The sequence below is a fragment of the Rhizobium vallis genome (assembly GCF_003985155.1).
Lineage (GTDB): Bacteria > Pseudomonadota > Alphaproteobacteria > Rhizobiales > Rhizobiaceae > Rhizobium > Rhizobium vallis.
In genome coordinates this window covers 785,940-811,033 of the sequence record NZ_ML133687.1, presented here as the reverse complement: position 1 = coordinate 811,033, position 25,094 = coordinate 785,940, and the positions used below count along the sequence as shown (strand labels likewise).

Sequence of the window (25,094 nt, the reverse complement as noted above, 5' to 3'; positions counted from 1 at the left end):
GCCCCCGAACTCTTATTTTACAATGACCGTGGAACCGACTTTCACCCTCGCATAGAGATCGATGACGTCGGCATTGCTCATGCGAAAACAGCCCGATGACGCGAAACCGCCGACCGTCGACTGCTCGTTCGTTCCATGAATGCGGTAGAGTGTGTCGCTCCCGCCCTTGTAGAGATAGATCCCGCGGGCACCCAATGGATTAAGCGGCCCGGCCGGCACCAGATCCGGAAGTCCAGCTGCGCGCGCCTTCATCTCGGCAGGCGGGCGCCAGTCAGGCCACTCTGCCTTGCGTCCAATCTTGACGGTACCGCTCCAGCGAAATCCGTCTCGTCCGACTCCGATTTTGTAACGGATCGCGCGTCCTTCGGAGATGACGAGATCCAGCGTACGATTGCCGCTGGCGATGACGATTGTCCCAGCCGGGTAGCTTTTTTCGATCGTCACCACGGCACTTGTCGTCGGCCCAAGGCTTCGCGGCACAAGCCCGCCCGCCGCGGTATCCCCGGCGGTGGCCAGAATTGCCAAAACTGCAAGGCCGACACCGATCGCCTTCATCGCACCAGCGCTCCAAGCTTACCGACCGCGCCGCAGAAGCGCGCCCGGGAATTCACTTGAAATGGCAGCACGCCGCGGTTGACCGCCTCGCTCAGAGTCTCCCAGTCATCCGCAATGACATGTGTGGGGATCTCCTTGAATATCTTTTCCGTTTGTTGTCGGCGCAGGCCCAGGCCGAAAAGCTTGGAGCGGTATTTGTTGATGACGATGAATATCTGATCCGAACTGCCGCGCAGCCGTACCAGATTGGCAAACAAATCCTTGGCTTGAGAAAGCGCAGGGACCGTCATTTCGGTGACGATGCAGATGCTGTTGACGGAAGTGAGCACCTCGTATTTCCACGGCGTGTCATAATAGGGAATGTCGATGATCGTGTGATCGCTCTCGAAGGCGGCCACGTCGAGCATACGCAGCACGAGTTCACGGCCCTTCGGCGCCAGAAGAACTGATGGCTGCTTGAAGGACAGGAGTGAAAAGCCCCCCGAATGGCGCTTTCGGACCAGATCGATGAATTCCAGATCGACCCGGGAAGGATTGGCGATGACTGGTTTCAGGTCGTAGTCGTTGACAAGGTTGAGATAATAGCCAAGCGCCCCGGAGCAAAAATCCGTGTCGAACAAGTCGATCCGCGGCGTGGAATTCTTGGTCGGCTGGGCCAGCACATGCGCAAGCGACGAAGCGATCATGCTGGCGCCCGCGCCACCGACGGCCGAGACCACGGCATGCACCCGGCTGTCGCTGGCCCCAGTGCCAGGCGCATGGGTCGAAATCATCTCGATCAGTGCGCGGCGCTCGAGCGGCTTCTTCAGCCAGTCATTGCCGTTCAGGCGGAAAAGCAGCCGCAGCATGTCATCAGGCAGGTCTTCGGAAACGACCACGAGCGGAATGTCCCGATAACTGGTGCGAAACGCGAAAAGCTCCGGTTGGTGTAGTAAGTTCCCATTGTCGACGTCGAGAACGATCAGGTTGAATTGCGTCGGATCGAACCGGCCCTTTTCTCCGAGCGCCTTCAGCGAGAGATGGCGGACATCGTAACGAGAAAGCGACCCGAACGTATCGAGCATCAAGCTCGCTGCAGCCGCATCGTCGGAGAGAACCAGGATCTTGGTAGATGCGACTATGTTCATGTGAGCTGTCATTTCGCTTTCCTACGCGTGATTTAAGGAGTCAGCAGGTGGAGCACGTCTTTAGATCTTCCGTCGTGATCGTCACCGGATGGGCCGGTATGGTGATCTTGTTAAGCCCCAACAGCCCGCCGAGGACCGGCAGATCGAAGGTGATATCGCGCACCTCCAGCCGCATCGTCAGGACGGGCCCGTCCGGCCGGCCCCAATAGCCAAGCCCCGATCGCTGATAGGTGACCACCAAATTCTTCGGCTCGATGCGCCAATTCAGGTCGCAAATGCCGGGGTGAGGATCAGTTCCGGCGCTGCAAACGCCGTCGCTTCCGAGCACGATCCGGTTCAATGCCGCCGTGCAGTTCGCAAGGGCCGGTCCGCAGGTCGAGGATATTGTTGCATCGTTCGGCGCCGCTTTGCCGTTGTTGAGTGGATCGGCAGCTGAGATCGGGAAGACGGCATTGAAATTCGTTGTCAACGGATCGGATACAGCGGCCAAACGGGCACCATATTGCAGTGCCTTGACCGTCTGATTCCACTGCGACATGGCATAGCCGAACTCGATGAAGGCGGCGAATACCAGCATGACGATCGGAAAGGTAAGCAATGCTTCGATAAGGCTGGCACCACTGTTATCCTGCCAGAATGTCTTGATCGCCCTAGAGGTCACCATCCGATGTATCTCTCTTCATGGAAGGAGCTGATCGTGATCGCATCGATTCCCAGAAAGCCGAACACCGGCGAGGTCTGGTAGAGATGAGCGGTTGAGATGGTGATGTTCCCGTCTGCATCGGGTGCAGTGATGGTAATGTCGGCAGGGTCGTTCCAGCCGGGGACGCGGGGTATAGCGCCTGCGGCAGGTGTTTGCGTTCCGTAAAAGGCGATCGTCTTCGCAGTCGCCTGATTACATGTCGGCACATAGGTTCCCGACACCGGTCGGCATCGCGAAAGGTAACGACCCGCATCGCGCAACCCTGCGTCGATCTGCATGCGCTGCCAGAAGATGCTGCCAAACTCCAGTATCCCCGCTGCAAAGATCGTCACAAAGGGAATCGCGAGCAGCGCTTCGGCAAGCACCGCGCCTTCCTCCCGCCGCCAGAAGCCGAGGCAAAGCCGATGCCTGATAAAGTTGCGGAGCGCCATCATCTGACCAACTCCGCTTCTTCCCGCAGGAATTCGTCCAGCGTGCCACGACCACCCTTGCCGGTGATGTCGATCATCTCCAGGGAAAGGTATCGTTCGCTGGAATCCTTTATCGCCGGCTTGGTCAGGAACATGCGCGCAAAGGCCACGGCGCGGGTGGCCTTGTGACCGTTTAGATGGCCGACCGAAGCTTCATAACCACAATTGACGATGGCTGAGAAGATCTCGCGGCGATCACCATATTCGGCCGCCGTATAGTTCGAAAGGTCCGGGCCGGTATAGCACTGGCCGCCAGTTGCCGGTGTTCCGGTCTCACCATTCGCCGAGGCATGGTTGATGAGAGACGGGTTTGCAAGCTCGTAACGATAAACGTCGTAAGCGGATGGTTGGTTTGGTGCTCCAGTCGGCGCTGGATAACTGGAGTAGTTGCTGAGGACAGTGCTCACCGACGGTACGGCCGTCCCCTGCGCGACATTCCAATATGTCGTGTACTGCCAATTGTTGCTGCTGCTGATCTTGCCGCCGGAAAGCGAAGTCATGGACGCTCCGTAGCCGAGCGGCAAAGCCTTGGTGGCATCGCCGACAACGGCTCCGGCCATGACCGGATCGTAGGTATCGCAGGCTTTCTTTCCCTTACCGCTGATTGTCTGAGCGGAGCGTACATCTTGCGCCGGTCGGTAACGATAGTCGCCGTTCGCCTTGTTGAACGACGAGGAGTAAAAGCCGAAGCGTGTATTCACGCCGTCCTCGACCGGCCCCGCCTTTGCGCCGGTCTCCGTATCGAGGCTGTCCTGTGTGTAGCAGGTACCGGGATTGCCGGTGGCAAGAGCCTCCGCCAGCACGGAGGCACCATTGCCCAAGGGGGTCCGCAGGAACCCGAAATTGCCGGGACCGGGATTGGACGCCGAAGTGCTGTGAAGCTCGATCTGTCGCCCGTAGAGATTGCCGGCCGCAAAATTAGTGTGCAAGGCCGCAGCTGCAACGTCGCTGGCGCTTTCACTCGTGTTGCCCGCTGGCTCATACGGATTGCAGATAAAGATCGGCGTCACGTCGCAGGCGCTGGCGTGGTATACCGCCACGGCGTCCGCAGCGATGTTGATCGTATTGCGGGTGAAGCCAACCGGGATCGGAAAGATCGTCTGCATCGCCTGCGGCTTGGCGATGACCCAGGCGTAGGAAGCTTCGCTGGCCGTGGTCGTTTCCATCGAAGACGGGATGGGCGTATCGTCGTCGGCCGGGATGCTCTTCAGAAAACGCACGTTGACAGTGCTCGCGGCATCGTTTCCGGGGTCGTAGGCAACGGTAATATACGAGCCAAGCGACATGCCGGTCCCGCCCCCGGAAAAAGCCGCGCTATTGGCGATTTTCTTGATCGCCGTCTGCGCCCTCGAAATGGAATCATCGCGGCCATCGAGTTCGCGGGCTCCCGCCAGCGCCATCGCATCGACCGCGTTCTGGAGATCGGTATGCAGGTTGCTGCTGCGGCCGACATCGATGACCAACAGCGAAAAGCCGAGAAGCATTGGCATGGCGATGAGCGTCAAGGCGATGACATAGCCACGATGATCGTTCCAGAACCGTCTGACAACCCTGCTCAGCATTGGCATACCCCCATCACGGCGCTATCGCCGTGACGACCCAGTTTCGTGCATTTTCCCTTCCGGCGCGCTGCCGCCGTTCATGCCTTTCGAACAGCTACTGGCTAACGGTGGCCCCACTGGCCGCACCATTGGCCTCCATGGCAGGCGATGGCTGAATAACGCCCGCCCCGCCATTCTGGTACTCAGTGACCACCCTGCGGATCACCTTGCCGTCGCTTGCGATACGGGTTCGCTGGGCTTCCGGCGGGAACGGGTCCTCGGTATGGATGGCCTTGTTTGCTTCCATGGCGTTCCCGGCCCCGAATGTGATCGTATCGCGATGGTTCATGTAGTCGGCACAGCCCGAAGTCAGGCCGGCGGCAGCAAGGACAAAAAGGACGCGTTTAGCGTTTTGTAAGAGCAACTTGGCCTCCCTGGTTCAGGTCGAGACGATGGCCATAGGGCCCAGTCACGCCTTCGCCATTGCGAAAGCGTCGGAGCATATCCTTGTCGACTTCCAAGACACCGAGCGCGAAAAGCTCGGCGTCGTTGGACGAACGCGTCTGATCGAGCGGACTGTAGAGGTCCTCACCCGGGCGGGCAGGTCGCACAATGTGCGGAGTGACGACGATAACGAGGTCGGATTCCTTCTTCTGGAAACTCGTCGAACGGAACAGTGCGCCGAGGACCGGTATCTGCCCGAGGCCCGGCAATTGCTGGATGTCTTTGGCATTGATCGACTGCAGCAGGCCCGCCATGGCAAAGCTCTGGCCGTCGCGAAGCGCTACCGTGGTGCTGGCAGCGCGCGAGATGAAACCCGGATTGCCGTTGACGTTGATCGACGGGTCAATCTCGGAAACCTCAGGCTCGATCTCCAAATTGATAACGCCGTCGTCAAGCACCACCGGCTTGAAGGTCAGCCGCACACCAAAGGGGCGATAGTCCGTCTCGGTGGCGACCGTCGTGCCGTTGTTCGTCGTCTTCAGGATCGGCACTTCACCGCCGGCATGGAAGCTGGCGGTCGAGCCGCTCATTGCGATGAGGTTCGGCTGGGCCAGACGACGCACCAATCCCTTCTGCTCGAGCGCATTGATGACCACGTCGATGCGGCCGCCCGAAATTTCCAGAACCTTGGCGATCAACTGGCCGAAGGGCAGCATACCCGTTGCCGCGCCCTTGGGGTCAACGAGGGTGCGGACCAAGCTGCCGTTGTCGTCCACGCCGATACCCTGGCTGGTCGTTGCCTTGCCGATGCCGTTGTTGCCGCGCCCGGACCAACCGATCCCAAGGTCACGACCCGTCTGGCGTGAGGCTTCAATGACACGGACCTCCAGCATCACCTGCTGGCTGTCGCCGACGCGCAACTGGTTCAGCACCGGTTGGTCGGAATAGGACTGGGCGACTTCCATCACCCGCTGCAATTCAACGCCGTCACGGACCATGCCTGTCAGACGAATGCGATCGTTGGAGTTGACCACGGTAACCCGGGCCGAAGGCGCGGCGGAGCGAATGGCGGAGGCGACTTCGGTGAAATCGCTGGCAACGCGGATGTCGATGACACCGAGAAGCGACTTGTCATCGCCATAGACCGAGATATTGGTGGCGCCGATCTTCTTGCCGCGAATGAAAAGCGACCGGTCGGAAAGCGGGACCACGTCGATCATTTCGGCGTTGCCGATGACGAGATCGCCGAAGGTCTGGCCGGTATTGAGCGTCAGCGTCGCGTTCGGAGGCAATGTCACACGCTGGACCGATTTGCCTAAGGTGACCGACTTTTCCTGTGCGTTGGCGCAGCCGGTAAATCCAGGCCCTAAAAACACACAGGCCGAAAACACTGCCGCCAATGCCGCAAGGCTTTTCGTCCTTGCGATTCTTCTCTTGCCGTTCGCCATGCCTGCGTTAGCCCCCCTCATTCGGCCGGCCGCACCTGCGGCAGGCCGCATAAACATCACTGGATCAGACCGACTCGGTGCTCCTCGCGCTTCGTCGTGTTCCAGACCCCCACCGTTACCCACTTCGGCTCGACCGGCAATACCGGCTCGACTTTTTGTTCCACAATCTGCACTTGTTTTTCGGGTTCTGGCAACTTATTCTTTTCCAGATCGTTGCCGAGTTCCGTCGCCATCGCCCCGCCACCGAGGTCGGCGACGGTGATCGGACGGGTTTGCTCGATAGAGGAAGAGGCAACATTGCGAAGCGCCAGCGAGAGCGTGCCGATACTGGAGCCGAGGGTAAGGCGCTGCGCCTCGTCGGTCGTGACCTCGAAGGTCACGGTTTTCACGACGGACGGCTCGTCCTTGCGCTCGTCTGCCGTCTGGTCCACCGCCAGCACTTTGACGCCTTGCAGCAACACGTCGACGAAGGTCTGATCGTTGCCTTCCGGCCCGCGGACGACCCGCGTCAGAAGCACGTCGACGCGATCGGAAGGCCTTACGAAGCCGGCGACGCCAAGCACGTCGTTAACGCGAATGGAAACCGCCTTCATGCCCTGGTCGAGCGCCGCCGACAGCGTGGCGCGTTCGCCGGCACCAGTGATTTTCGAGGATAGCACCGGCTCGCCGGGGTCGATCGCCGCCATGGCATAGCGCGGCTGGGCATCGCTGCCAACAACCGCCTCGATGCTGACGAACGAGCCTGCGGGTGTTTCATTCGAGGGCCACGGAATGGCCCTGAGATTTTCGGATCGGATCCGGTCGCCGAAGCGCATTGCCTTGGCGGCGACTATGAGTGTTCTTTCCTCGGCCTTCACGCCGTTCATCGCCAGCAGCCGGGCCTTCTGATCGGAGAGATACTCGCGCATGCCGAAAACGGCTGCTGCTGCGAGAACAAACGCAATAACGAGACTTAAAATCGTTGAAGAACGCATCGCGGTTACTCGCTACACTGGACGGAGCGCATCCATTCATTGATGCTAATTTAGGGGAGAGGGGTTAACAAAACCCCTCTCTCTCTCGAACGCCAATATCAGGCCGGGACGGCCAGCTTGGTCGTAAACCACCCTGCCCAACCGTTCCAAACGGCAGCCAGATTGGTGCCGGCCAGTGTCACCGCCGTGATCACGCCACCAACCAACAAGGCAAGCAGAATGAGGTATTCAGTGAGTGCGACGCCATCTTCTTCCCGCGCGAAAGCGCGTACGCTATTTACAAAGGCTTTCATCGAGAATTTCCTCCCAGATAAGTTGTGCGCCGTAATTCCCCCCGGCCGCCTTGTCGTCGAGACCGCCTCTTCGACTGGGATTATTAATAATCTCTTAACTCTAATTTAGTCAATCGATTTATACGTGGCCTCTCGACATCTATACTTTATGGTTAAGACCAAAGTCCCGGCGTCTATTCGTAAAAACTGACTCAGTCGTCTGGATTTACTGTATAACAACTTGCAAATCAGGCTATAATAGCCCAAAAGGGTGAATACCATGCCGCAAATGATCGATGTTATTAATTCGCTTTCGGTATTTGTTTTTCTCTACGCCGCCTGGACCGATTTCCGCACATGGAAGATCCCCAACGCGATTGTGCTCGCGCTCGTTGCACTTTATGCGCTACGCACCGTGGCCGTGATACTTGGCTCACAGGATGTCGGCGCTGCGCTGTTTGCCTCGAGCGGAATTGGCGGCGACCTCGCGGCCGGTCTACTGATGTTCGCCCTTGGGGTGGCGCTCTGGGCGTTCCGGCTGTTTGGCGCAGGAGACGCCAAGCTTTTCCTGCCGATCGGCCTTTTTATCGGATGGCACGGAATGCTGCCGTTTTCGTTTTTGCTTCTCGTCCTCGGCATCGTGACGCTCCTGCTCCTGCGACTGCCGGTGCCACTGCCTGTCGCACATCTCGCCTTTTTCATGCGCATCGAGGAAATCCGGGCGAGCCGGAAGGTACCTTATGGCGTCGTCATGGTTTTCGCCGCGCTTCTCACCTTGGCTTTGCCCATTATCCGACAACAGCTGCGGTGACCTGGCATCGGCAAGAGCCCCATTGCGAAAGCAGGAGGGTGCGTGGCGTCGATCGCGGCGAGGTTCGAGGATGGGTAGGTATCTGGCGTGGCTGGTGAAAGCCCCCCCGCGGATTGAAAGGCTGCAGTCGATGAGATAGGAGCTTGGCCTTGTTCCGGAGAATTTTCAAGGCCATGGCGAGCGACAGGATGGACGGCAAGACCGAAGGCGGCGACAAGCGTTTTGAGATCCTGATCGTCGGCATGAACGGCGACCTGCGCGGCAAGCAGCTTCCATCAGGCGCCGAAGACAAGGTCTGGGCCGGCGAAATCCGCCTGCCGACCTCGACGCAATCGCTCGACATCTGGGGCGACGACAATGACGACATCACCGGCGTGTCGCTGACGATCGGCGATCCCGATGGCAAGCTCATTCCCGACCGGCGCAGCCTCACGCCGATGCCCTGGGCGCCCGATGGATCGATGCAGGTGCTCGCCACCATGCACGAATTCGACGGCAGCCCGAGCTTCATGGACCCGCGCGCCATCCTCGCCTCGGTGCTGGAGCGTTATGCCGCGCGCGGATTGACGCCGGTCGTGGCGACCGAACTGGAATTCTATGTCATGTCAGGGGACTGGCGCCAAACCGGGCGTCCCTCCCCGCCCGAAAGCCTCACCTATCGCGGCGAACCGAACGGCTTCCAGCTTTACGACATGAGCGCCGTCGGCGCACTCGACGACTACCTTGGGACGCTGAGGGCCTATGCGCGGGCGCAGGGACTGCCGGCGGATGCGACAACGGCGGAATTCGGCCCAGGCCAGTTCGAGGTCAACCTGCTGCACCGTCCCGATGCGCTGGCCGCTGCCGACGACTGCCTCTATCTCAAGCGCATCGCCGAGCAGGCGGCGCGCCGGCACGGGCTGAAATCGACCTGCATGGCCAAGCCCTATTCCGAACATGCCGGCTCCGGCCTGCATGTGCATGCGAGCATCATCGACGGTCAAGGCCGCAACATCCTCGATGCCAAAGGCGGCGAGCCGAAGCTCATCAAATCGGTCATTTCAGGCCTGCTCGATAGCATGCGCGAGGCGCAGTTGATCTTCGCCCCCTTCGCCAATTCCTACCGGCGGTTCCAGCCGGGCTCGTTTGCGCCGGTCGATCTCACCTGGGGCAGCGGCCATCGCGGCACCGCGATCCGCATACCCGACAAGGATGGGCCGGCCGCGCGCATCGAGCATCGCGTCGCCGGCGCCGACGCCAATCCCTATCTGTTGCTGGCTGCAATCCTTGGCGGCATGCTGGCCGGCCTCGACGGCGAACTCGACCCCGGCGAGGAAACGACACCCTCGTTTACGCCTGCAAATACCGCGCGGCTGACGCATGACTTCCTGAGCGCCGTCGAGACCTTCCGCGCCTCGCCCTTCATCGCCGATATCTTCGGCGCCCGCTATCAGGCGCTCTATGGCGATACCAAGCGCAAGGAGGCGCTCGCGCATCTGCGCACCGTCTCCGATTTCGACTATCGCACTTATCTGCCGCGGCTCTAATCCCTCGAGCGACAGGCCGGCTTACGCAGCCGGCTCGCGGCGTTCGTCCGCATTCACCTGGGCAGCGAGACCCTGCTTGACCAAGACCTTCAATTCGCCGGGATGAAGCCGGATCGAGACGTTGCGTTGAAGCGGCAATAGCTCGCCATCCATGACGCAATTGGCCTTGGAGCGTAGTTTGGGGAAATGGAGATGCACCTCGGCCGGATGCATCACCATGACGTCGGCATTCTCGCGGACCTTGCCACGCAGCATGTCGATGGCGAGACGGGCGACGCCGAGGGGCTTTAGCGGATTTGCCGTGTAGAAGCCGAGTTCCCCGCTTCGCAGATTGTCGGCGTAAAGCAGCGCATTCTCGCCGAAGGGATTGTTGGAGACGGAGATCGCCGATACCCAGCGGCGCTCGCGCATGCCGGCCGCCTCGAACTCGACCTCGAACTCCGGCGGATTGAACACGACGCCCAAGGCCGCCTTCGTGCTCGCCCTGATCTTGCCCAGCCGGGAGCGATAGCTGTAGGCGTTGCGGTAGCGCACCATGCGGGCATGCAGGCCAGCAGAAAACTGATGGATGAAGGGCCGGCCGTTGGCGCTGGCGATATCGACGTTGTCAATCTCGCCGGTGGCAAGCACATCGAGCGCCTGCCAGATATCGAGCGGCACGCGCAGCGAGCGGGCAAAGAGGTTCATGGTGCCGGCCGGCACGACACCAAGCGCAATTCCGTTCTTCCAGGCGATCGATGCCGCCGCCGAAATCGTGCCGTCGCCGCCGCCGGCGACGATCCCGTCGATATCGTCGCGCTTGGCCGCCCGCTCCATGGCGGGAATGATTTCCTTTCCGGAGAAGACGATGGCGTCGAAATCGTGCCCCGCGTCGCGGAATGCCTCCTCCGCCCTCTTTTCGTAGGCCAGCATGTCGGTGGTCTTGAAGGTACCGCCGTCGCGATTAAAAAAGCCTACAAGCTTCATGAGGGCTCCTGTCTCTGGCGCGGAAATGATCCTGCCTTTGCCCCTGAGATGGTTGCGGTATCGGCGATTTCAAGCGCCGGCGCTTCCCCCGAAAAATGGCAGAAATGCAAATACTGCAACGGACATATGCACATAGCAGGACGCTGCACTGCGAAAAATGCACTCGACGCCTGCCGATGCATCACGGATAGATCATATATCGGAGAGATCTCTCCACTTCCCGCCATTTCCAACGATCGGCCCATGACCGTGCTTGCGCCAGGGGCCATTGCCAAGCAAATCCCCGCCTCGAGGAGCTATCGTGAGTGAGATCGCCATTAATGATTCCATCGATAGCCAACCGGCTGAAGAGCTGCCGTCAGCAACGACAGTGGCGCTGGTTCAGCTGGCGCTTGCCTGTGGCGGCTTCGGCATCGGCACCGGCGAATTCGCGATCATGGGACTGCTGCCAAATGTTGCCGACACTTTCTCGGTGACGACGCCGCAGGCCGGCTACGTCATCAGCGCCTATGCGCTCGGCGTCGTCATCGGCGCGCCGGTCATTGCCGTGCTGGCCGCAAAGATGGCGCGCCGCACCCTGCTCCTGACGCTCATGCTGGTCTTTGCGGCCGGCAATATATCAAGCGCCATGGCGCCGACCTTCGAGACATTCACGTTCATGCGTTTCGTAAGCGGCCTGCCGCATGGCGCCTATTTCGGCGTCGCAGCCCTCGTTGCCGCCTCGATGGTGCCGGTGCAGCGGCGCGCCCGCGCGGTCGGACGCGTCATGCTCGGCCTGACCGTCGCGACCCTTCTCGGCACCCCCCTGACGACGTTCTTCGGCCAGTCGCTCGACTGGCAGGTCGCGTTTTTCTCGGTCGGCTTCGTCGGCCTGCTGACGGTGGCGCTGATCTGGTTCTACGTTCCCAGGGACAAGGTTTCCGAGGAAGCGGGGTTCCTGCGCGAACTCGGCGCTTTTCGCCGGCCGCAGGTGTGGCTGACCCTCGGCATCGCCGCCGTCGGCTATGGCGGCATGTTTGCGATGTTCAGCTATATCGCCTCGACGACGACCGAGGTGGCGATGCTGTCGGAAAGCGCCGTTCCGATCATGCTTGTTCTCTTCGGCGTCGGCATGAATGCCGGCAATTTCATCGGCTCGTGGCTCGCCGACAAGTCGTTGCTCGGCACGATCGGCGGCTCGCTCGTCTATAATATCGTCGTGCTTACGACCTTCTCGCTGACCGCCGCCAACCCCTATATGCTCGGTCTTTGCGTCTTCCTCGTCGGCTGCGGTTTTGCCGCCGGTCCGGCGCTGCAGACGCGGCTGATGGATGTCGCCGCCGATGCGCAAACGCTTGCCGCCGCGTCCAACCATTCCGCCTTCAACATCGCCAATGCGATCGGCGCCTGGCTCGGCGGCCTCGTCATCGCCTGGGGCTACGGTTTTGCGGCAACCGGTTATGTCGGTGCGGCACTCTCCTTCCTCGGCCTCTTCGTCTTTGCAGCGTCGTTCCGCCTGGAACGCCGTGGCCGGAGCGCGCAGGCTGCCTAAAGCATCCACGTCCGCAAGGCGCGGGGGGGGTGCGACATTCTGGCGTTAAGCATTTACCCCGCTTGACTTTTTTCGCGTTCGGGACCACCTAGCATCTCACGTGGACGGCACTTGTCTTCCGCGGATTTCAACGGAGCCATCTTCACGATGCCAAGCGACAGTAGCAGTCGATTGCCTTTGCCGTACGCGGCCCTCGTGCGCTGACCGACTCCTGTCGGCTCGCTCGTCGGACGCTACGGCGGATCGACGGAAAGGCGAGCCTTATATGAATATCAATCGCTTCCCACTTCGGGCAGGCCATGCCGCCCGTGCCTTCATCAACAATAGCCGCGGCGCAACGATCGCCGAACACGTCGATGCGTTGAATGCGCTGACCGTCCAGGACGCAGGGCGCGTGTTGTCCGGCATGCCGATGGACTATGCCGTCAACATTCTCGACCGGCCGGAGCTTCGCAACGCCGCACAGATTCTAGCGCTGATGAGCGACGAGGACGCAGCACGGCTGCTGCACGGCATGTCAAACGACCGCGTCGCCGACGTGCTGCTCGAACTCGACGGCGAGACCCGCGCCCGTCTGTTCTCCAGCCTCGACGAGCCGGTGCGCATCGCTATCCAGCACTTGATGGGCTATCCGCCGCGCACGGCCGGCGGCATCATGACGACAGAGTTTGTCAGCGTGCCTGTGAGCTGGACCGTCGCCCAGACACTGGACCATGTGCGCCAGGTCGAACGCTCACGCGAAACCGTCTATGCCATCTACGTGCTCGACGAGGTGAGCCACGCGCTGATGCATGTGGTGACGCTGCGCCGCCTGATTACCGGCGAGCCAGACGCCTCCATCCTCTCGGTGGCTCAGAAGGGAACCCCGGTTTCAGCCGATCCGTTGATGAAGCAGGAGGATGTCGCCCGCCTGATCCGCAAACACGATCTGCTCGCCCTGCCGGTGACCAACGAACATGGGCAGGTGCTTGGCATCGTCACGGTCGACGACGTGATCGATACGATGATCTCAGACACGACGGAAGCGGCCCAGAAATTCGGCGGCATGGAAGCGCTCGGCCAGCCCTACATGAAGATCAGCTTCGCCGGCATGATCCGCAAGCGCGCCGGTTGGCTGGCTGCCCTGTTCCTCGGCGAGATGCTGACGGCAAGCGCCATGCAGCATTTCGAAGGCGAGCTTGAGAAGGCCGTGGTGCTGACCCTGTTCATCCCGCTGATCATGAGCTCGGGCGGCAATTCCGGTTCGCAGGCAACTTCGCTGATCATCCGGGCCTTAGCGCTCGGGGAGTTGAAGCTTTCCGACTGGTGGAAGGTGCTCCTGCGCGAATTGCCGACCGGCATCGTGCTCGGCGCAATCCTCGGCCTCGTCGGCTTCATGCGCATCGTTTTCTGGCAATCGGCCGGGCTCTACGACTATGGCCCGCACTGGCAGATGGTCGCCATCACGGTGTTTGCCGCCTTGATCGGCATCGTGACCTTCGGCTCGATCTGCGGCTCGATGCTGCCCTTCGTGTTGCAGAAGCTGCGGCTAGATCCGGCCAGCGCCTCCGCCCCCTTCGTCGCCACGCTGGTCGACGTCACCGGGCTCGTCATCTACTTCTCGGTGGCGCTGCTCATCCTCAGCGGCACGCTGCTGTAGAACATGCATGCGGCAAGCCCGAGGGGAATTATTTTCGCTCGGGCAGCTTCAACGGTCCATGCGTCTTGATGCTGCGGATGGCGAAGTTGGAGCGGATGTCGCTGACATTCGGCAGGGTCAGCAGCGTCTCGGTCAGAAGCCGCTCATAGGCGGCGAGATCCTCCACCACCACTTCGGCGAGGAAATCGGCCGTGCCCGAAATCAGAAAACAGGAAACGATCTCGGGGATGGCGAGCAGCGCCTTCTGCTGCGCCTCCGAATTCTCGCGGCTGTGATGGACCACCTTGAATTCCACGAAGACCGTCAGGCCGAGACCAACCTCCTTGCGATCGATGTCGGCGGTGTATCCGCGAATGATACCGGAGCGCTCGAGATTGCGAATGCGGCGCAGGCAGGGTGACGGCGAGAGATTGACCTTCTCGGCGATTTCGACATTGGTGGCCCGCGCATCCTCCTGCAGGCATTTCAGGATGGCAATATCGAATTTATCGAGATTTGGCATTTTCGTAATATCCATTGACATCAATTGGCAGAAGATTGCGCATGATACGATTTTCGAGCCACAGATAGCAAGGACATGCCTCGGCATCTGGCGCTAATCTTCTCTTCGACCGGACAGATCCGGATGAAGGAAAGGATTAGGACGATGAGCACGATTGCATTTTCAAATGAAAGATCGCCGTCGCAGACGCTGGGTTATGCCGCTGGCACGATCACCGTGCTGATCTGGTCGACCTGGTTTCTGGCAACCCGCCACAGTGCCGCGACATCGCTCGGCTCGATCGATATCGGGCTCATCCGTTTCGGTATTCCGGCGCTCGTTCTCTCGCCGGTCTGGCTTCGTACCGGCTTGTTTCCGAAGGGCCTGCCGCTTCATCTGCTGGCGATCATGGTCGCCGGCTGCGGCGCGATCTTCTTCCTGGTGACGACGCTTGCCATTCACTCCACACCGGCCGCCTCATCGGGCATTCTGCTCGGCGGCTCGATGCCACTGGCCACCGCGCTGATCGGCATTCTGCTGTTTCGGGAACGTCCGGATGTTACGCGCATCGCCGGGCTGGCGGCAATCGTTGGCGGTGTGCTGATCCTGCTGGGCCGCAGCCTTGCCGATGCCTCCCTGCCCTGGACGAGCTTTGTCATGCTGCCGGCCGGCGCAGCGCTCTGGGCAAGCTATACACATGCCTTTCGCCGCTCGGGTCTGACTGCCGTTCAGGCCAGTGCCCTGATTGCCGTCTGGTCTTTCCTGATCATGGCCGTACTTGCTCTCGTCTTCGGAATTTCGCTGCCGCAGGCTCCGCTCCCTGAAGTCGGCCTGCAGGTCCTGAGCCAGGGCATTCTTTCCGGTCTCGTCGCCATGGTCGCCTATGGCACGGCCGTTCGCACCCTCGGGGGAACACAGGCTGCGGCCTTCACGGCGCTGACGCCGGTGCTTGCGACGCTCGGCGGCGGCTTCCTGCTCGGCGAGCAGACGGGCCTTGCCGAAATCAGCGCCGCTGTCACCACCGGCATCGGCGTGGCGCTTTCGACCGGCATTGCCGCCAAGCGTCGCTGAGCGTTTCGATCAATCAAGAGCCGCCGTCAGCGATATGCTGCGGCGGTTCAGTTCGAATGAACGCAGGATTTTTTGAGTTGACCCGACTTCTCTTTATGCACGAATTTGGCAATCTGCCCTGCAGGACACTGCCCGTCATTAAAAAGCACCGCATGTCCCGCCGGCAATGACTGAGTTGTCGGCCTCTGCGTAACGGTCTTGATGGCCGCCAGTACGGGTAAAGCACCGGCAAACGCAGACAGTGCCACGATAGAAACTATTACGCCTATACTACGCATTGCGGCCTCCCTCTATGAAAAGACTGCAGTATACTGAGCACACTTGTCCCGTTCGTCAAATCACTTCCATCAGCGATGTTCGCCGTGCTCGCCCTGAGCGCATCGCTTTGCTTTCGGCCCTGGGCTTAGGCCGTAGCTTGGATAACGACAACCCTGGCGCCGACATCGACGCGGCTGTAGAGATCGATTACGTCGTGGTTCATCATACGGATGCAGCCGCTCGACATGGCCAGGCCGATCGATTCCGGCTGGTTCGTGCCGTGAATGCGGAAATGCGTATCGTTGCCACCGCGATAGAGATACATAGCGCGTGCGCCGAGCGGGTTGTTCGGGCCGCCCGGCATGCCGCCGGCAAGCTTGCGATAGCGCTCTTCGCGGCGCTGCATGTTTTCGGTGGGCGTCCAGTTCGGCCACTCGGACTTGCGGCCGATATAGGCGTCGCCGGCAAAGGCCAGCCCCTCGCGCCCGACACCCACGCCGTAACGCATCGCCCTGTTGTCACCGAGGATATAGTAGGCGCGACGCGCCGGCGTATCGACGACGATGGTGCCCGCTGCATGCGTGGTTTCGTAGGCGACTTCCTGGCGACGGAGCTCCGGCTTGATCTTGTCGATCGGCACCTGCCTCAGTGGAAATTTCTCATCAGGAAGTGCTGCGTAATTCGTCTGGCTGTTCAAACCTGTCGAAGAGCAGCCGGCCACGACAAGGGGCAGAGCAATCAGAAAGCCCCGGCGGGAGATCGTCATGAAAGTGTCCTTAGTGCGTCACGAAGATGTCGCAAGCTAAGGAATTTATGGTTAACGAATAGCTAAGACCCGCCGCCGGCAAACGATCACGAAAGCGTCAACCCGTGAAATTGCCGGCTGCGATGCCGATCCGCCTCACATATTCGGATAGACCGGTCCTTCGCCGCCCTGCGGCGGCACCCAGTTGATGTTCTGGTTCGGGTCCTTGATGTCGCAGGTCTTGCAGTGCACGCAGTTCTGAGCGTTGATGACGAAGACGTCCTTGCCGTCCTTCTCCACCCACTCATAGACGCCGGCCGGACAGTAGCGCGTCGATGGACCGGCATAGATGTCATGTTCGGAGCGCTTCTGCAGGCCCATGTCCTTCACCTGCAGATGCACCGGCTGGTCCTCTTCATGGTTGGTGTTCGACAGGAACACCGAGGACAGACGATCGAAGGTCAGGACGCCATCCGGCTTCGGATAGGCGATCGGCTTATGCTGCGAGGCGGGTTCGAGCGATTGGGCATCGGTCTTGCCATGCTTCAGCGTGCCGAAGAAGGAGAAGCCGAACAGCGTGTTCGTCCACATATCGAGACCGCCGAGCGCCACGCCGATCGCCGTGCCGAACTTCGACCACAGCGGCTTGACGTTGCGAACCCGCTTTAGATCCTGGCCGATGTCGCCCTTGCGCCATTCATTCTCGATCTCGACCACCTCGTCATGGCTGCGACCGGCTTCGATCGCCGCAGCGATCTTTTCGGCCGCCAGCATGCCCGACAGCACGGCATTGTGGCTGCCCTTGATGCGCGGCACGTTGACGAGACCGGCTGAACAGCCGATCAGCGCCCCGCCGGGGAAGGACAGCTTCGGCACCGACTGGTAGCCACCCTCTGTGATCGCACGCGCACCGTAAGACAGGCGCTTGCCGCCCTCGAAGGTGCCGCGGATCGCGGGATGCGTCTTGAATCGCTGGAATTCCTCGAAGGGATAGAGATAGGGGTTCTTGTAGTTCAGATGGACGACAAAACCGACGGCCACCAGATTGTCTTCCAGGTGATAGAGGAACGAGCCGCCGCCGGTCTTCATGCCGAGCGGCCAACCGAAGGAGTGCTGCACCAGCCCCTGCCGGTGGTTCTCCGGTTTGACCTGCCAGAGCTCCTTGATGCCGATGCCGAACTTTTGCGGCTCACGGTCTTTCGAGAGATCGAACTTGGCGATCAACTGCTTGGCGAGCGAGCCGCGCACGCCCTCGCCGATCAGCACATATTTGCCGAGCAGTTCCATGCCACGGGTATAGTTCGGCCCAGGCTCGCCGTTCTTCTCGATGCCCATATCGCCGGTCGCCACACCGATGACCGCGCCAGCATCATTGTAGAGCACTTCGGTTGCGGCAAAGCCCGGATAGATCTCGACGCCGAGTTCTTCCGCCTTGGTCGCGAGCCACCGACAGACATTGCCGAGTGAGACGATGTAATTGCCGTGATTGTTCATCAAGGGTGGCATCAGCACATTCGGCAGCCGGATCGAGCCTGCCGGACCAAGGACCAGAAAGTGATCGGCCGTGACCTCGGTCTTGAAGGGATGGTCGCTCTCGCTGCGCCAGCCCGGCAGCAGCCGATCGATGCCAATGGGATCGACGACGGCGCCGGACAGGATATGGGCACCGACCTCGGAGCCCTTCTCCAGGACGACGACCGACAGTTCAGGATTGACCTGCTTCAGGCGGATCGCCGCGGACAGACCGGCAGGTCCGCCGCCGACGATCACCACGTCGAATTCCATGCTTTCGCGTTCGGGCAGCTCACTCAGCTCGGTCATCCATTCGTCTCCACTTGGCCGCAGGCGGCCGTCATCCCCTGATCGGCACTTTCTTGTCAAAACGAGAAGGGATTGTCGAGCCGGGATACGACAGCCGATCTTCCAATTCGCACAATGATACGCGTCCTGCACGAGGATGACATAACGTTTACGTTAACGTCAATTAGCAAACGTCGCCAGCCCAATCACGCAGCCTTTCCTTTTTCGCCGTTTGCGCCTTATACCTCGCTCGAAGACATCGGAGGACAAAGTCATGGATCTCGGCATCGAAGGCAAACGCGCGCTCGTTCTCGCCTCCTCACGCGGCCTGGGCCTCGGCATCGCTGTGGCGCTGGCGCGGGAGGGCGCAAACGTACTGCTCTGCGGGCGCAGCGGCGAACAGCTGGAGGCCAATTGCAAGGCGATCAATGCCGAAGGCAAGGGCAAGGCCGACTGGATCTGGGCCGATCTCGGCGACGAACGCTTCGTCGAGACAGCAACGGCGGCGGTGAAAGAGAAATTCGCAGGGCTCGATATCCTCGTCAACAATACCGGCGGGCCGACGCCCGGGACAACCGAGGACATGACGGTCGAAAAGCTTGAGACCTATTTCTTCTCCATGGTCGCCCGCGTCATCACGCTGACCAATGCGCTGCTGCCCGGCATGAAGGCGCAGGGCTGGGGCCGCATCCTGACCGTTGCCTCTTCGGGCGTGATCGAACCGATCGCCAATCTGGCACTGTCGAATACGCTGCGCCCAGCGCTAGCCGGCTGGAGCAAGACGCTTGCCTCGGAAGTCGCGCGCTTCGGCGTCACCACCAACCTGCTTTTGCCGGGCAGCATCCTGACCGCGCGGCTCGACGATCTCGACGGCGCTGCGGCAAAGCGGACAGGCAAGAGCCTGGACGAAATCCGCACTGAGAAGGAAACGCGCATTCCGGTCGGTCGCTATGGCAAGGTCGAGGAATTTGCCGCAACGGCCGCCTTCCTCTGCAGCCAGCCGGCAAGCTATATCACCGGCTCGCTCATCCGCTGCGACGGCGGCGCGGCGCGATCTGTCTAACCTTAGCCGACGCGGGCCGCGGCGGCGGTCCATGTCGCGACACTTCGGATCATCTGCTCGACATTGGCCGGATCGTCCGCGATTTCGGCGAGTTCGGAAAGACGATGGAAACCGGTCAGGATTGCGATGCGCCGCCGGTCAAGCCTGCGTCCGGTCAGAATTTCATAGGCCGATACGATGCGGGCGGTCAGATCAGGCGAAATGAAGTTCGAGTAGATGAATTCCTGGTGCAACGGGCCGAAGCCAGAATCGGCGAAATCGTAGATGCCGTTCAGCCTCCTATGCGCATGATCGAAGGCCATGTTCCAGCCGTGGCCGTCGAAAAAGCCGAAGACGTTGCCGTAAGGATCGGGCGGCAAGGCTTGGAAATCCCAAATGATGGCCTCCGCAAAGCTCCCGATATCGGGCGGCAACAGCGGCAAAGCCTTGGACCTGACCGCCTCCGGCGATTGCCATGGCAGGATTGCGGTTGCGCCAGCGGTGCGCATGCGACCGGCATCGAGCACATGCAGCTCGGCGTAAAACCGCGCGAGATCCTCCGCCAGGTGCTGACGGTCGCCGCCGCCTAGCGCCTCGTAATCCTCGGTGATGAGATGTTCGCCCTCGATCTTGGTATGGCTGGAGAAGACCGGCGGACCGTCATGAATATGCATGTCGGGAACCGCTATCGAAAGCGACGGCCTGATGACGTCGAGCAAGGCAGCTTCCTTTTGAAGCGCTCGTTCCGCACTGAGAGTGCGGGGAAATTTGAAAATCAGCGTGTCGTCGACGTCAATCGCCATCGAATCCCAGCCCTTCGCCGCCAGTCTGAAGACAGCCCCGGTGAGATGAGGAAACACGCTTGTGATGAGAGAGCGAAACTCGCTGGCGTCCAACTCAGTCATGACGACCTGCCTTTTCTGTTTTTTCTGCGTTTTTCCGCGCAACGAAAGGCATACGCTACAGCCGTCGGACTGCATCAAGTTGCGCAGGCCACTATATTAGTAGTGTTTGAATATTACGGAATATTCATTACAAAAATTTAAGCCGTTATAACCACTTAGTGATCGTGGACGGACAATTATGTCTTTTTTGCGCCGCAATAGAAGTGGTTCAATCAGGGCATAAAATTTTGCAACCTTGCCCCCAGCAACCTTGCCCAAAGTCCGGTCTCACCCATGAAGAAATTTTGGATCACCGTCAGCCTTATCGCAGTCGCCGCCGTCGGCATCTGGCAATTCGGGAATCTCATCCCCTATGCATCCCGCATTCCCTATCTTTCGCAGATCATCAAGCAGCCGGTAGGCGCCAATGGCGGCGGACAACAGGCACAGACCGATCAAGCCCCGGATGGCGGGCAGCATCAGGGTGGCGGCCGTAGACGCAGCGGCGGCGGCCCAACTGTCGTCAAGACGGTTGCCGCCGTGAAAACGGCGCTGCCGACCGATGTGACGGCTACCGGCTGGGCCGATGCCGATGACAACACAACCATTGCGGCGCAGGAGCAGGGCCTGATCGTCAGCATCAACGCTGAGGATGGTGCGACCGTCAAAGACGGCGACCTGATCGCAAAGCTGGACGATCGGACGGCCAAGGCGGCCGTCGACAAGGACAATGCGATGATCGTGCGGGATACGGCGACCCGTTCGGAAGCCGAGACCGCATTGACGCGCGCGCAGGACCTCTTCAACCAGAAAGCCGGCACCCAACAGAGCCTCGACCAGGCGGTCGCCGCCCGCGATACCGCCGCGGCAACGGTCGACGCCGACAAGGCGACCCTTGCCTCTGATCAGATCTTGCTCGAGCATACCGATATCCGCGCTCCCTTCGACGGACGGCTCGGCGATATCGCCATCAGCAAGGGCGCTTTTCTTAATGCTGGTGCTGCAATCGTGACCATCGCCAAATACGATCCGATCTATGTGAAATTCCACCTGCAGGAACGCTATCTGCGCGAGCTGAAGATCGCTCTCGCAGCCGGGCCGGTCCAGGTCAGCACGGTTCCCTCTTCCACCAAGGGAAAGGTCCGCAAGGGTGAGATCAGCTTCTACGACAACACGGTCGACATGGCCTCGGGCACGATCCTCGCCAAGGCGAAGTTCGAGAATGCCTCCGGCGCTCTGTGGCCGGGCCAGTCGGTCAACATCGTGGTGCATTTCAACAATGAGGAACAGCAGGTGGTCGTGCCGACGGTTGCCGTCAGCCCCGGGCCGGATGGGTTTTTCGCTTTCGTTGCCAAGGACGGCAAATCACAGCTGACGCCCGTCACCGTTGCCCGCGCCAATGGCAGCTTTACCGCAATTGCCTCGGGCCTTTCGGAAGGCGACCACGTCGTCGTCGAGGGCCAGGGCCAGCTCAGCGACCAGCAGGCCATCAAGGAGCAGTTCGACGAAAAGACGCTCGATGTCGCGTCCGCCGAAAAGCCTCGGCAACAGCAGCAGTCCGAGACGATCGCGGTGGGAGCTGAGCAATGATCCCCAATTTCTGCATCCAGCGCCCCGTCGCGACGACGCTGCTTGCCATCGGCGTCATTCTGGCCGGCCTCGCCGGTTATCAGCTCGTGCCGGTCGCGGCGCTGCCGCAGGTCGACTTTCCGACAATCAACGTTTCGGCGCAACTGAGCGGCGCCTCGCCGCAGACGATGGCGACCTCGGTCGCCACGCCACTGATCAAGCAATTCGAGACGATCCCCGGAATCAGCGAAATCAGTGCGTCGAGCTCGCTCGGCAGCACCAGCATCGTGCTGCAATTCGACCTCAACCGCAACATCGACTCGGCTGCAGCCGACGTCCAGGCCGCGATCTCGCATGCGACCCGCCAGCTGCCCGACAACCTGACGACGCCGCCGAGCTACCGCAAGACAAACCCCGCCGATGCGCCCGTCATGCTGCTCTCCGTGCAGAGCAACACCATGCCGCGCAGCAAGCTCGACGAGATCGCCGAGGACATCATCTCGCCGTCGCTTTCCACACTTCCTGGCGTTGCCCAGGTCAGCGTCTACGGCGCGCAGACCTATGCCGTGCGCGTCGAGGTCGATCCCAACAAGCTGCTCACCCGCGGCATCGGCATCGATACCGTCAACAAGGCGCTTGCTGCCGCCAACAGCCAGCAGCCCGTGGGAACGCTGCAGAACAATTCGCAGGCCATGACCATCACTGCGAATACGCAGCGCACCAATGCCGACCAATTCCGTTCGCTCGTCATCGCCACTCCGAACGGCGCGCCGATCCATCTTGGCGATATCGCCGATGTTCAGGACAGCGTCGAGAACCAATATACCGGCAGTTGGTATGACGGCCAGCGCGGCATCATCCTCGCCATCCAGCGACAGCCGGATGCCAACACGGTCGATGTCGTCGATGCGATCAACGCCAAGCTGCCGCAGCTTCATGCCGAAATTCCGCCCTCGGTCGCCACGGTCGTGATGAACGATGCGGCAAAACCGATCCGCGCCGCCATCGCCGACGTGAAGTTCACGCTGCTCTTGACGATCGGCCTCGTCGTTCTCGTCATCTACCTCTTCACCGGCCATGCGACGGCGACGATCATTCCCGGGCTTGCCGTTCCGCTATCGCTGATTTCGACCTTCGGCATGATGTATGTGCTGGGCTACAGCATCGACAACATCTCCCTGCTCGGGCTGACGCTCGCGGTGGGGCTCGTGGTCGACGACGCGATCGTGATGCTCGAGAATATTCTCCGCCATGTCGAGGAAGGCATGCCGGTGCGAGAGGCGGCGATCAAGGGTGCCGGCGAGGTCAGCTACACCATCATTTCGATGTCGGTTTCGCTGATCGCGGTCTTTATCCCGATCCTCTTGATGGGCGGCGTCGTCGGCCGCGTGTTCAACGAATTCGGCATGGTGGTCGCCATCGCCATCATCTCGTCGGCGATCGTCTCGCTGACCGTCACGCCCATGCTCGGCTCGCGTCTGTCCAACAACCACAGCCGCCCGCCGCTCCTCATCCGCCTCTTCGATGCCGGTTTCGAGCGGACCCTGCGCGGCTACGACAGGTCGGTCGGCTGGTGCTTGCGTCATCGCGTTACGATCCTTGGCGTTTTCCTCGGCTCGGTCGCGCTGACGGTCTATTTCTTCATGACGCTGCCGACGAGCTTCTTCCCGCAGGAGGATATCGGCCGCCTGACGATCAGCACCCAGGCCCGCCAGGATATTTCCTATTCCGCCATGGAAGCGCTGCAGCAGCAGGCGGCAGCCGCAGTGAAGGCCAACCCGGCGGTCAATCACGTCATGTCCACGATCGGCGGCAACCCGAACAAACCGCAGAACAACGGTTCGATGTTCGTCGAGCTCAAGGATAAGACGGAGCGCCCGCCGCTCGACCAGACGCTGCGCGAGCTGCGCACGGCGATCAACAAGATCCCCGGCTTGCAGGCTTTCGTGACGCCGAACCAGAGCCTACGCTTCGGCGGCCGCCAGACCGCCAGCCAATATCAGCTGGTCGTGCAGGCGCTGAATACCGACCAGACCAACCTCTGGGCCGGCAAGATCCAGGCGGCGATGCGCGCGGATCGCCAGCAGTTCACCGACGTGACGTCGGACGCCCAGAACAACGCCCTACAGGCCAATATCGTCATCGATACCGAGCGGGCTGCCGCCTACGGGATCGACAACGGCACGCTGCGCAAGACCCTGCAGGAATCCTTCAGCGGATATACGGCAGCCGAAATCCAATCGACCGGCGACAGCTACAACGTCATCGTCGAATATGATACGAGCAAACCCTGGGACGACCAGAAGCTGTCGGAGATCCGCGTCGCCTCGGCCAATGGCAGCCTGGTGCCGCTTTCGAACTTCGCGCATGTCCAGCGCACCACCGGCCCCGTCACCATCAACCAGACCGGCCAGCTCGTTTCGACGACGGTTTCCTTCAACCTGCCGGAAGGCGTCTCGCTCAGCGACGCGACGGCGGCGATCGACCAGATCAAGAAGGACATCGCCACGCCGGCGGACGTCTTCACCTCCTATGGCGGTACGGCCGAGATCTTCCAGCAGTCGCAGGGCAATACGCCCTATCTGATCCTGGCGGCCATTCTGACCATCTATGTCGTGCTCGGCGTGCTCTATGAAAGTTTCATCCATCCGCTCACTATTCTGTCCGGCCTGCCGGCCGCGGCCTTCGGTGCGCTGCTGGCGCTGAAGATCATGGGCTTCGACCTCTCGATCATCGCGCTGATCGGCCTCCTGATGCTGATCGGCATCGTCAAGAAGAACGCGATCATGATGATCGACGTGGCGGTGGAGACGATGCGCACGACGGGTGAAAAGGCGACGGCGGCGATCCACGAGGCCTGCGTGCGGCGCTTCCGGCCGATCATGATGACGACCTTCTGCGCCCTGCTCGGCGCCCTGCCGATTGCGCTCGGCAGCGGCGCAAGCTCCGAGCTGCGCCAACCGCTCGGCATCGCCGTCGTCGGCGGTCTCATCGTCTCGCAGATGCTGACGCTTTTCATCACCCCCGTCATCTTCGTCGAGATGGACCGCTTCGGTAATTTCCTCGGCCGCCTGATCGGCGAGAAGAAGGTCCAGGAGCCGGAGGTGCAAGAGGCAAGGGCGATGGCCGCCGAGTAACGACAGCCTGCTGATTTCGGCATAACCGATGAGCCCAGGGCGCACTTCTTCTTTCTAGCCGGAAGACGAAGTGCGCCCGTGGTCATATGAGCCTTCAATC

At 60.9% G+C, this 25,094-nt stretch carries 23 protein-coding genes; 8 read left to right on the top strand and 15 right to left on the bottom strand.

From position 1 onward, the window contains the following. Window positions 1–12: 12 nt before the first annotated feature. The 9 genes from EFQ99_RS09080 to EFQ99_RS09040 all read right to left on the bottom strand — a co-directional run bounded on the left by EFQ99_RS09080 (window position 13) and on the right by EFQ99_RS09040 (window position 7,555). The gene (locus EFQ99_RS09080) at window positions 13–555 is read right to left on the bottom strand and encodes a L,D-transpeptidase (RefSeq protein WP_126920693.1); all 543 of its coding nucleotides are present in this window, start codon (window positions 553–555) and stop codon (window positions 13–15) included. Beyond that, entirely contained in the window at window positions 552–1,694 is a 1,143-nt protein-coding gene (locus EFQ99_RS09075; RefSeq protein ID WP_126920692.1) for a pilus assembly protein, read from the bottom strand. The genes EFQ99_RS09080 and EFQ99_RS09075 overlap by 4 nt, the downstream gene beginning before the upstream one ends. Window positions 1,695–1,722: 28 nt before the next feature. Further along, on the bottom strand, window positions 1,723–2,346 hold the full coding sequence (locus EFQ99_RS09070) for a TadE/TadG family type IV pilus assembly protein (protein WP_126920691.1): 624 nt from the start codon (window positions 2,344–2,346) through the stop codon (window positions 1,723–1,725). After that, window positions 2,340–2,819, bottom strand: a complete 480-nt coding sequence (locus tag EFQ99_RS09065) for a TadE/TadG family type IV pilus assembly protein (RefSeq protein ID WP_126920690.1) — start codon at window positions 2,817–2,819, stop codon at window positions 2,340–2,342. The genes EFQ99_RS09070 and EFQ99_RS09065 overlap by 7 nt, the downstream gene beginning before the upstream one ends. Beyond that, entirely contained in the window at window positions 2,816–4,417 is a 1,602-nt protein-coding gene (locus EFQ99_RS09060; RefSeq protein WP_126920689.1) for a TadE/TadG family type IV pilus assembly protein, read from the bottom strand. Before EFQ99_RS09060 ends, EFQ99_RS09065 begins: the two co-directional genes overlap by 4 nt. A 94-nt stretch (window positions 4,418–4,511) precedes the next feature. Next, window positions 4,512–4,820 (bottom strand): hypothetical protein, encoded by a 309-nt coding sequence (locus EFQ99_RS09055; RefSeq protein WP_126920688.1) that lies wholly within the window; start codon window positions 4,818–4,820, stop codon window positions 4,512–4,514. Beyond that, the gene (locus tag EFQ99_RS09050; protein WP_126920687.1) at window positions 4,801–6,288 is read right to left on the bottom strand and encodes a type II and III secretion system protein family protein; all 1,488 of its coding nucleotides are present in this window, start codon (window positions 6,286–6,288) and stop codon (window positions 4,801–4,803) included. Before EFQ99_RS09050 ends, EFQ99_RS09055 begins: the two co-directional genes overlap by 20 nt. 56 nt (window positions 6,289–6,344) lie before the next feature. Next, entirely contained in the window at window positions 6,345–7,262 is a 918-nt protein-coding gene (gene cpaB, locus EFQ99_RS09045) for a Flp pilus assembly protein CpaB (RefSeq protein WP_126920686.1), read from the bottom strand. A 98-nt stretch (window positions 7,263–7,360) separates the two neighbouring features. Then, on the bottom strand, window positions 7,361–7,555 hold the full coding sequence (locus EFQ99_RS09040) for a Flp family type IVb pilin (RefSeq protein WP_126920685.1): 195 nt from the start codon (window positions 7,553–7,555) through the stop codon (window positions 7,361–7,363). Between the two features lie 259 nt (window positions 7,556–7,814). Here EFQ99_RS09040 and EFQ99_RS09035 point away from each other — a divergent pair, with 259 nt between their 5' ends. Further along, the gene (locus EFQ99_RS09035; protein ID WP_126920684.1) at window positions 7,815–8,345 is read left to right on the top strand and encodes an A24 family peptidase; all 531 of its coding nucleotides are present in this window, start codon (window positions 7,815–7,817) and stop codon (window positions 8,343–8,345) included. Between the two features lie 173 nt (window positions 8,346–8,518). After that, on the top strand, window positions 8,519–9,871 hold the full coding sequence (locus EFQ99_RS09025; RefSeq protein ID WP_126920869.1) for a glutamine synthetase family protein: 1,353 nt from the start codon (window positions 8,519–8,521) through the stop codon (window positions 9,869–9,871). Window positions 9,872–9,892: 21 nt separating this feature from the next. Here EFQ99_RS09025 and EFQ99_RS09020 read toward each other — a convergent pair whose 3' ends face one another. Continuing rightward, window positions 9,893–10,837, bottom strand: a complete 945-nt coding sequence (locus tag EFQ99_RS09020; protein WP_126920683.1) for a diacylglycerol/lipid kinase family protein — start codon at window positions 10,835–10,837, stop codon at window positions 9,893–9,895. Window positions 10,838–11,138: 301 nt separating this feature from the next. Between EFQ99_RS09020 and EFQ99_RS09015 the strand changes: the two genes are divergently transcribed. Both EFQ99_RS09015 and mgtE read left to right on the top strand, forming a co-directional pair. Further along, complete coding sequence (locus tag EFQ99_RS09015) at window positions 11,139–12,368, top strand: MFS transporter (protein ID WP_126920682.1); 1,230 nt, start codon at window positions 11,139–11,141, stop codon at window positions 12,366–12,368. Window positions 12,369–12,633: 265 nt separating this feature from the next. Continuing rightward, on the top strand, window positions 12,634–14,007 hold the full coding sequence (mgtE, locus tag EFQ99_RS09010; protein ID WP_126920681.1) for a magnesium transporter: 1,374 nt from the start codon (window positions 12,634–12,636) through the stop codon (window positions 14,005–14,007). Window positions 14,008–14,035: 28 nt separating this feature from the next. Here the strand turns inward: mgtE and EFQ99_RS09005 are convergent, their stop codons facing one another. Continuing rightward, on the bottom strand, window positions 14,036–14,509 hold the full coding sequence (locus EFQ99_RS09005; RefSeq protein ID WP_126920680.1) for an Lrp/AsnC family transcriptional regulator: 474 nt from the start codon (window positions 14,507–14,509) through the stop codon (window positions 14,036–14,038). Window positions 14,510–14,653: 144 nt separating this feature from the next. Here EFQ99_RS09005 and EFQ99_RS09000 point away from each other — a divergent pair, with 144 nt between their 5' ends. Then, complete coding sequence (locus tag EFQ99_RS09000) at window positions 14,654–15,559, top strand: DMT family transporter (protein WP_126920679.1); 906 nt, start codon at window positions 14,654–14,656, stop codon at window positions 15,557–15,559. 47 nt (window positions 15,560–15,606) lie between these two features. On the opposite strand, the gene EFQ99_RS36280 is transcribed toward EFQ99_RS09000, so the two are convergent. The 3 genes from EFQ99_RS36280 to EFQ99_RS08985 form a co-directional block, all read right to left on the bottom strand. After that, entirely contained in the window at window positions 15,607–15,837 is a 231-nt protein-coding gene (locus EFQ99_RS36280; protein ID WP_425376267.1) for a DUF6719 family protein, read from the bottom strand. A gap of 125 nt (window positions 15,838–15,962) precedes the next feature. Beyond that, the gene (locus EFQ99_RS08990) at window positions 15,963–16,583 is read right to left on the bottom strand and encodes a L,D-transpeptidase (RefSeq protein WP_126920678.1); all 621 of its coding nucleotides are present in this window, start codon (window positions 16,581–16,583) and stop codon (window positions 15,963–15,965) included. 135 nt (window positions 16,584–16,718) lie between these two features. Next, window positions 16,719–18,383 (bottom strand): electron transfer flavoprotein-ubiquinone oxidoreductase, encoded by a 1,665-nt coding sequence (locus tag EFQ99_RS08985; RefSeq protein WP_126920677.1) that lies wholly within the window; start codon window positions 18,381–18,383, stop codon window positions 16,719–16,721. Window positions 18,384–18,636: 253 nt separating this feature from the next. Between EFQ99_RS08985 and EFQ99_RS08980 the strand changes: the two genes are divergently transcribed. Continuing rightward, the gene (locus tag EFQ99_RS08980; RefSeq protein ID WP_126920676.1) at window positions 18,637–19,425 is read left to right on the top strand and encodes an SDR family oxidoreductase; all 789 of its coding nucleotides are present in this window, start codon (window positions 18,637–18,639) and stop codon (window positions 19,423–19,425) included. A 2-nt stretch (window positions 19,426–19,427) separates the two neighbouring features. On the opposite strand, the gene EFQ99_RS08975 is transcribed toward EFQ99_RS08980, so the two are convergent. Beyond that, window positions 19,428–20,309, bottom strand: a complete 882-nt coding sequence (locus EFQ99_RS08975) for a phosphotransferase family protein (protein ID WP_126920675.1) — start codon at window positions 20,307–20,309, stop codon at window positions 19,428–19,430. Between the two features lie 273 nt (window positions 20,310–20,582). Between EFQ99_RS08975 and EFQ99_RS08970 the strand changes: the two genes are divergently transcribed. Both EFQ99_RS08970 and EFQ99_RS08965 read left to right on the top strand, forming a co-directional pair. Next, window positions 20,583–21,878: an efflux RND transporter periplasmic adaptor subunit gene (locus EFQ99_RS08970; RefSeq protein ID WP_126920674.1), complete on the top strand. Its 1,296-nt coding sequence runs from the start codon at window positions 20,583–20,585 to the stop codon at window positions 21,876–21,878. Then, complete coding sequence (locus EFQ99_RS08965) at window positions 21,875–24,994, top strand: efflux RND transporter permease subunit (RefSeq protein WP_126920673.1); 3,120 nt, start codon at window positions 21,875–21,877, stop codon at window positions 24,992–24,994. The genes EFQ99_RS08970 and EFQ99_RS08965 overlap by 4 nt, the downstream gene beginning before the upstream one ends. Window positions 24,995–25,094 lie beyond the last annotated feature (100 nt).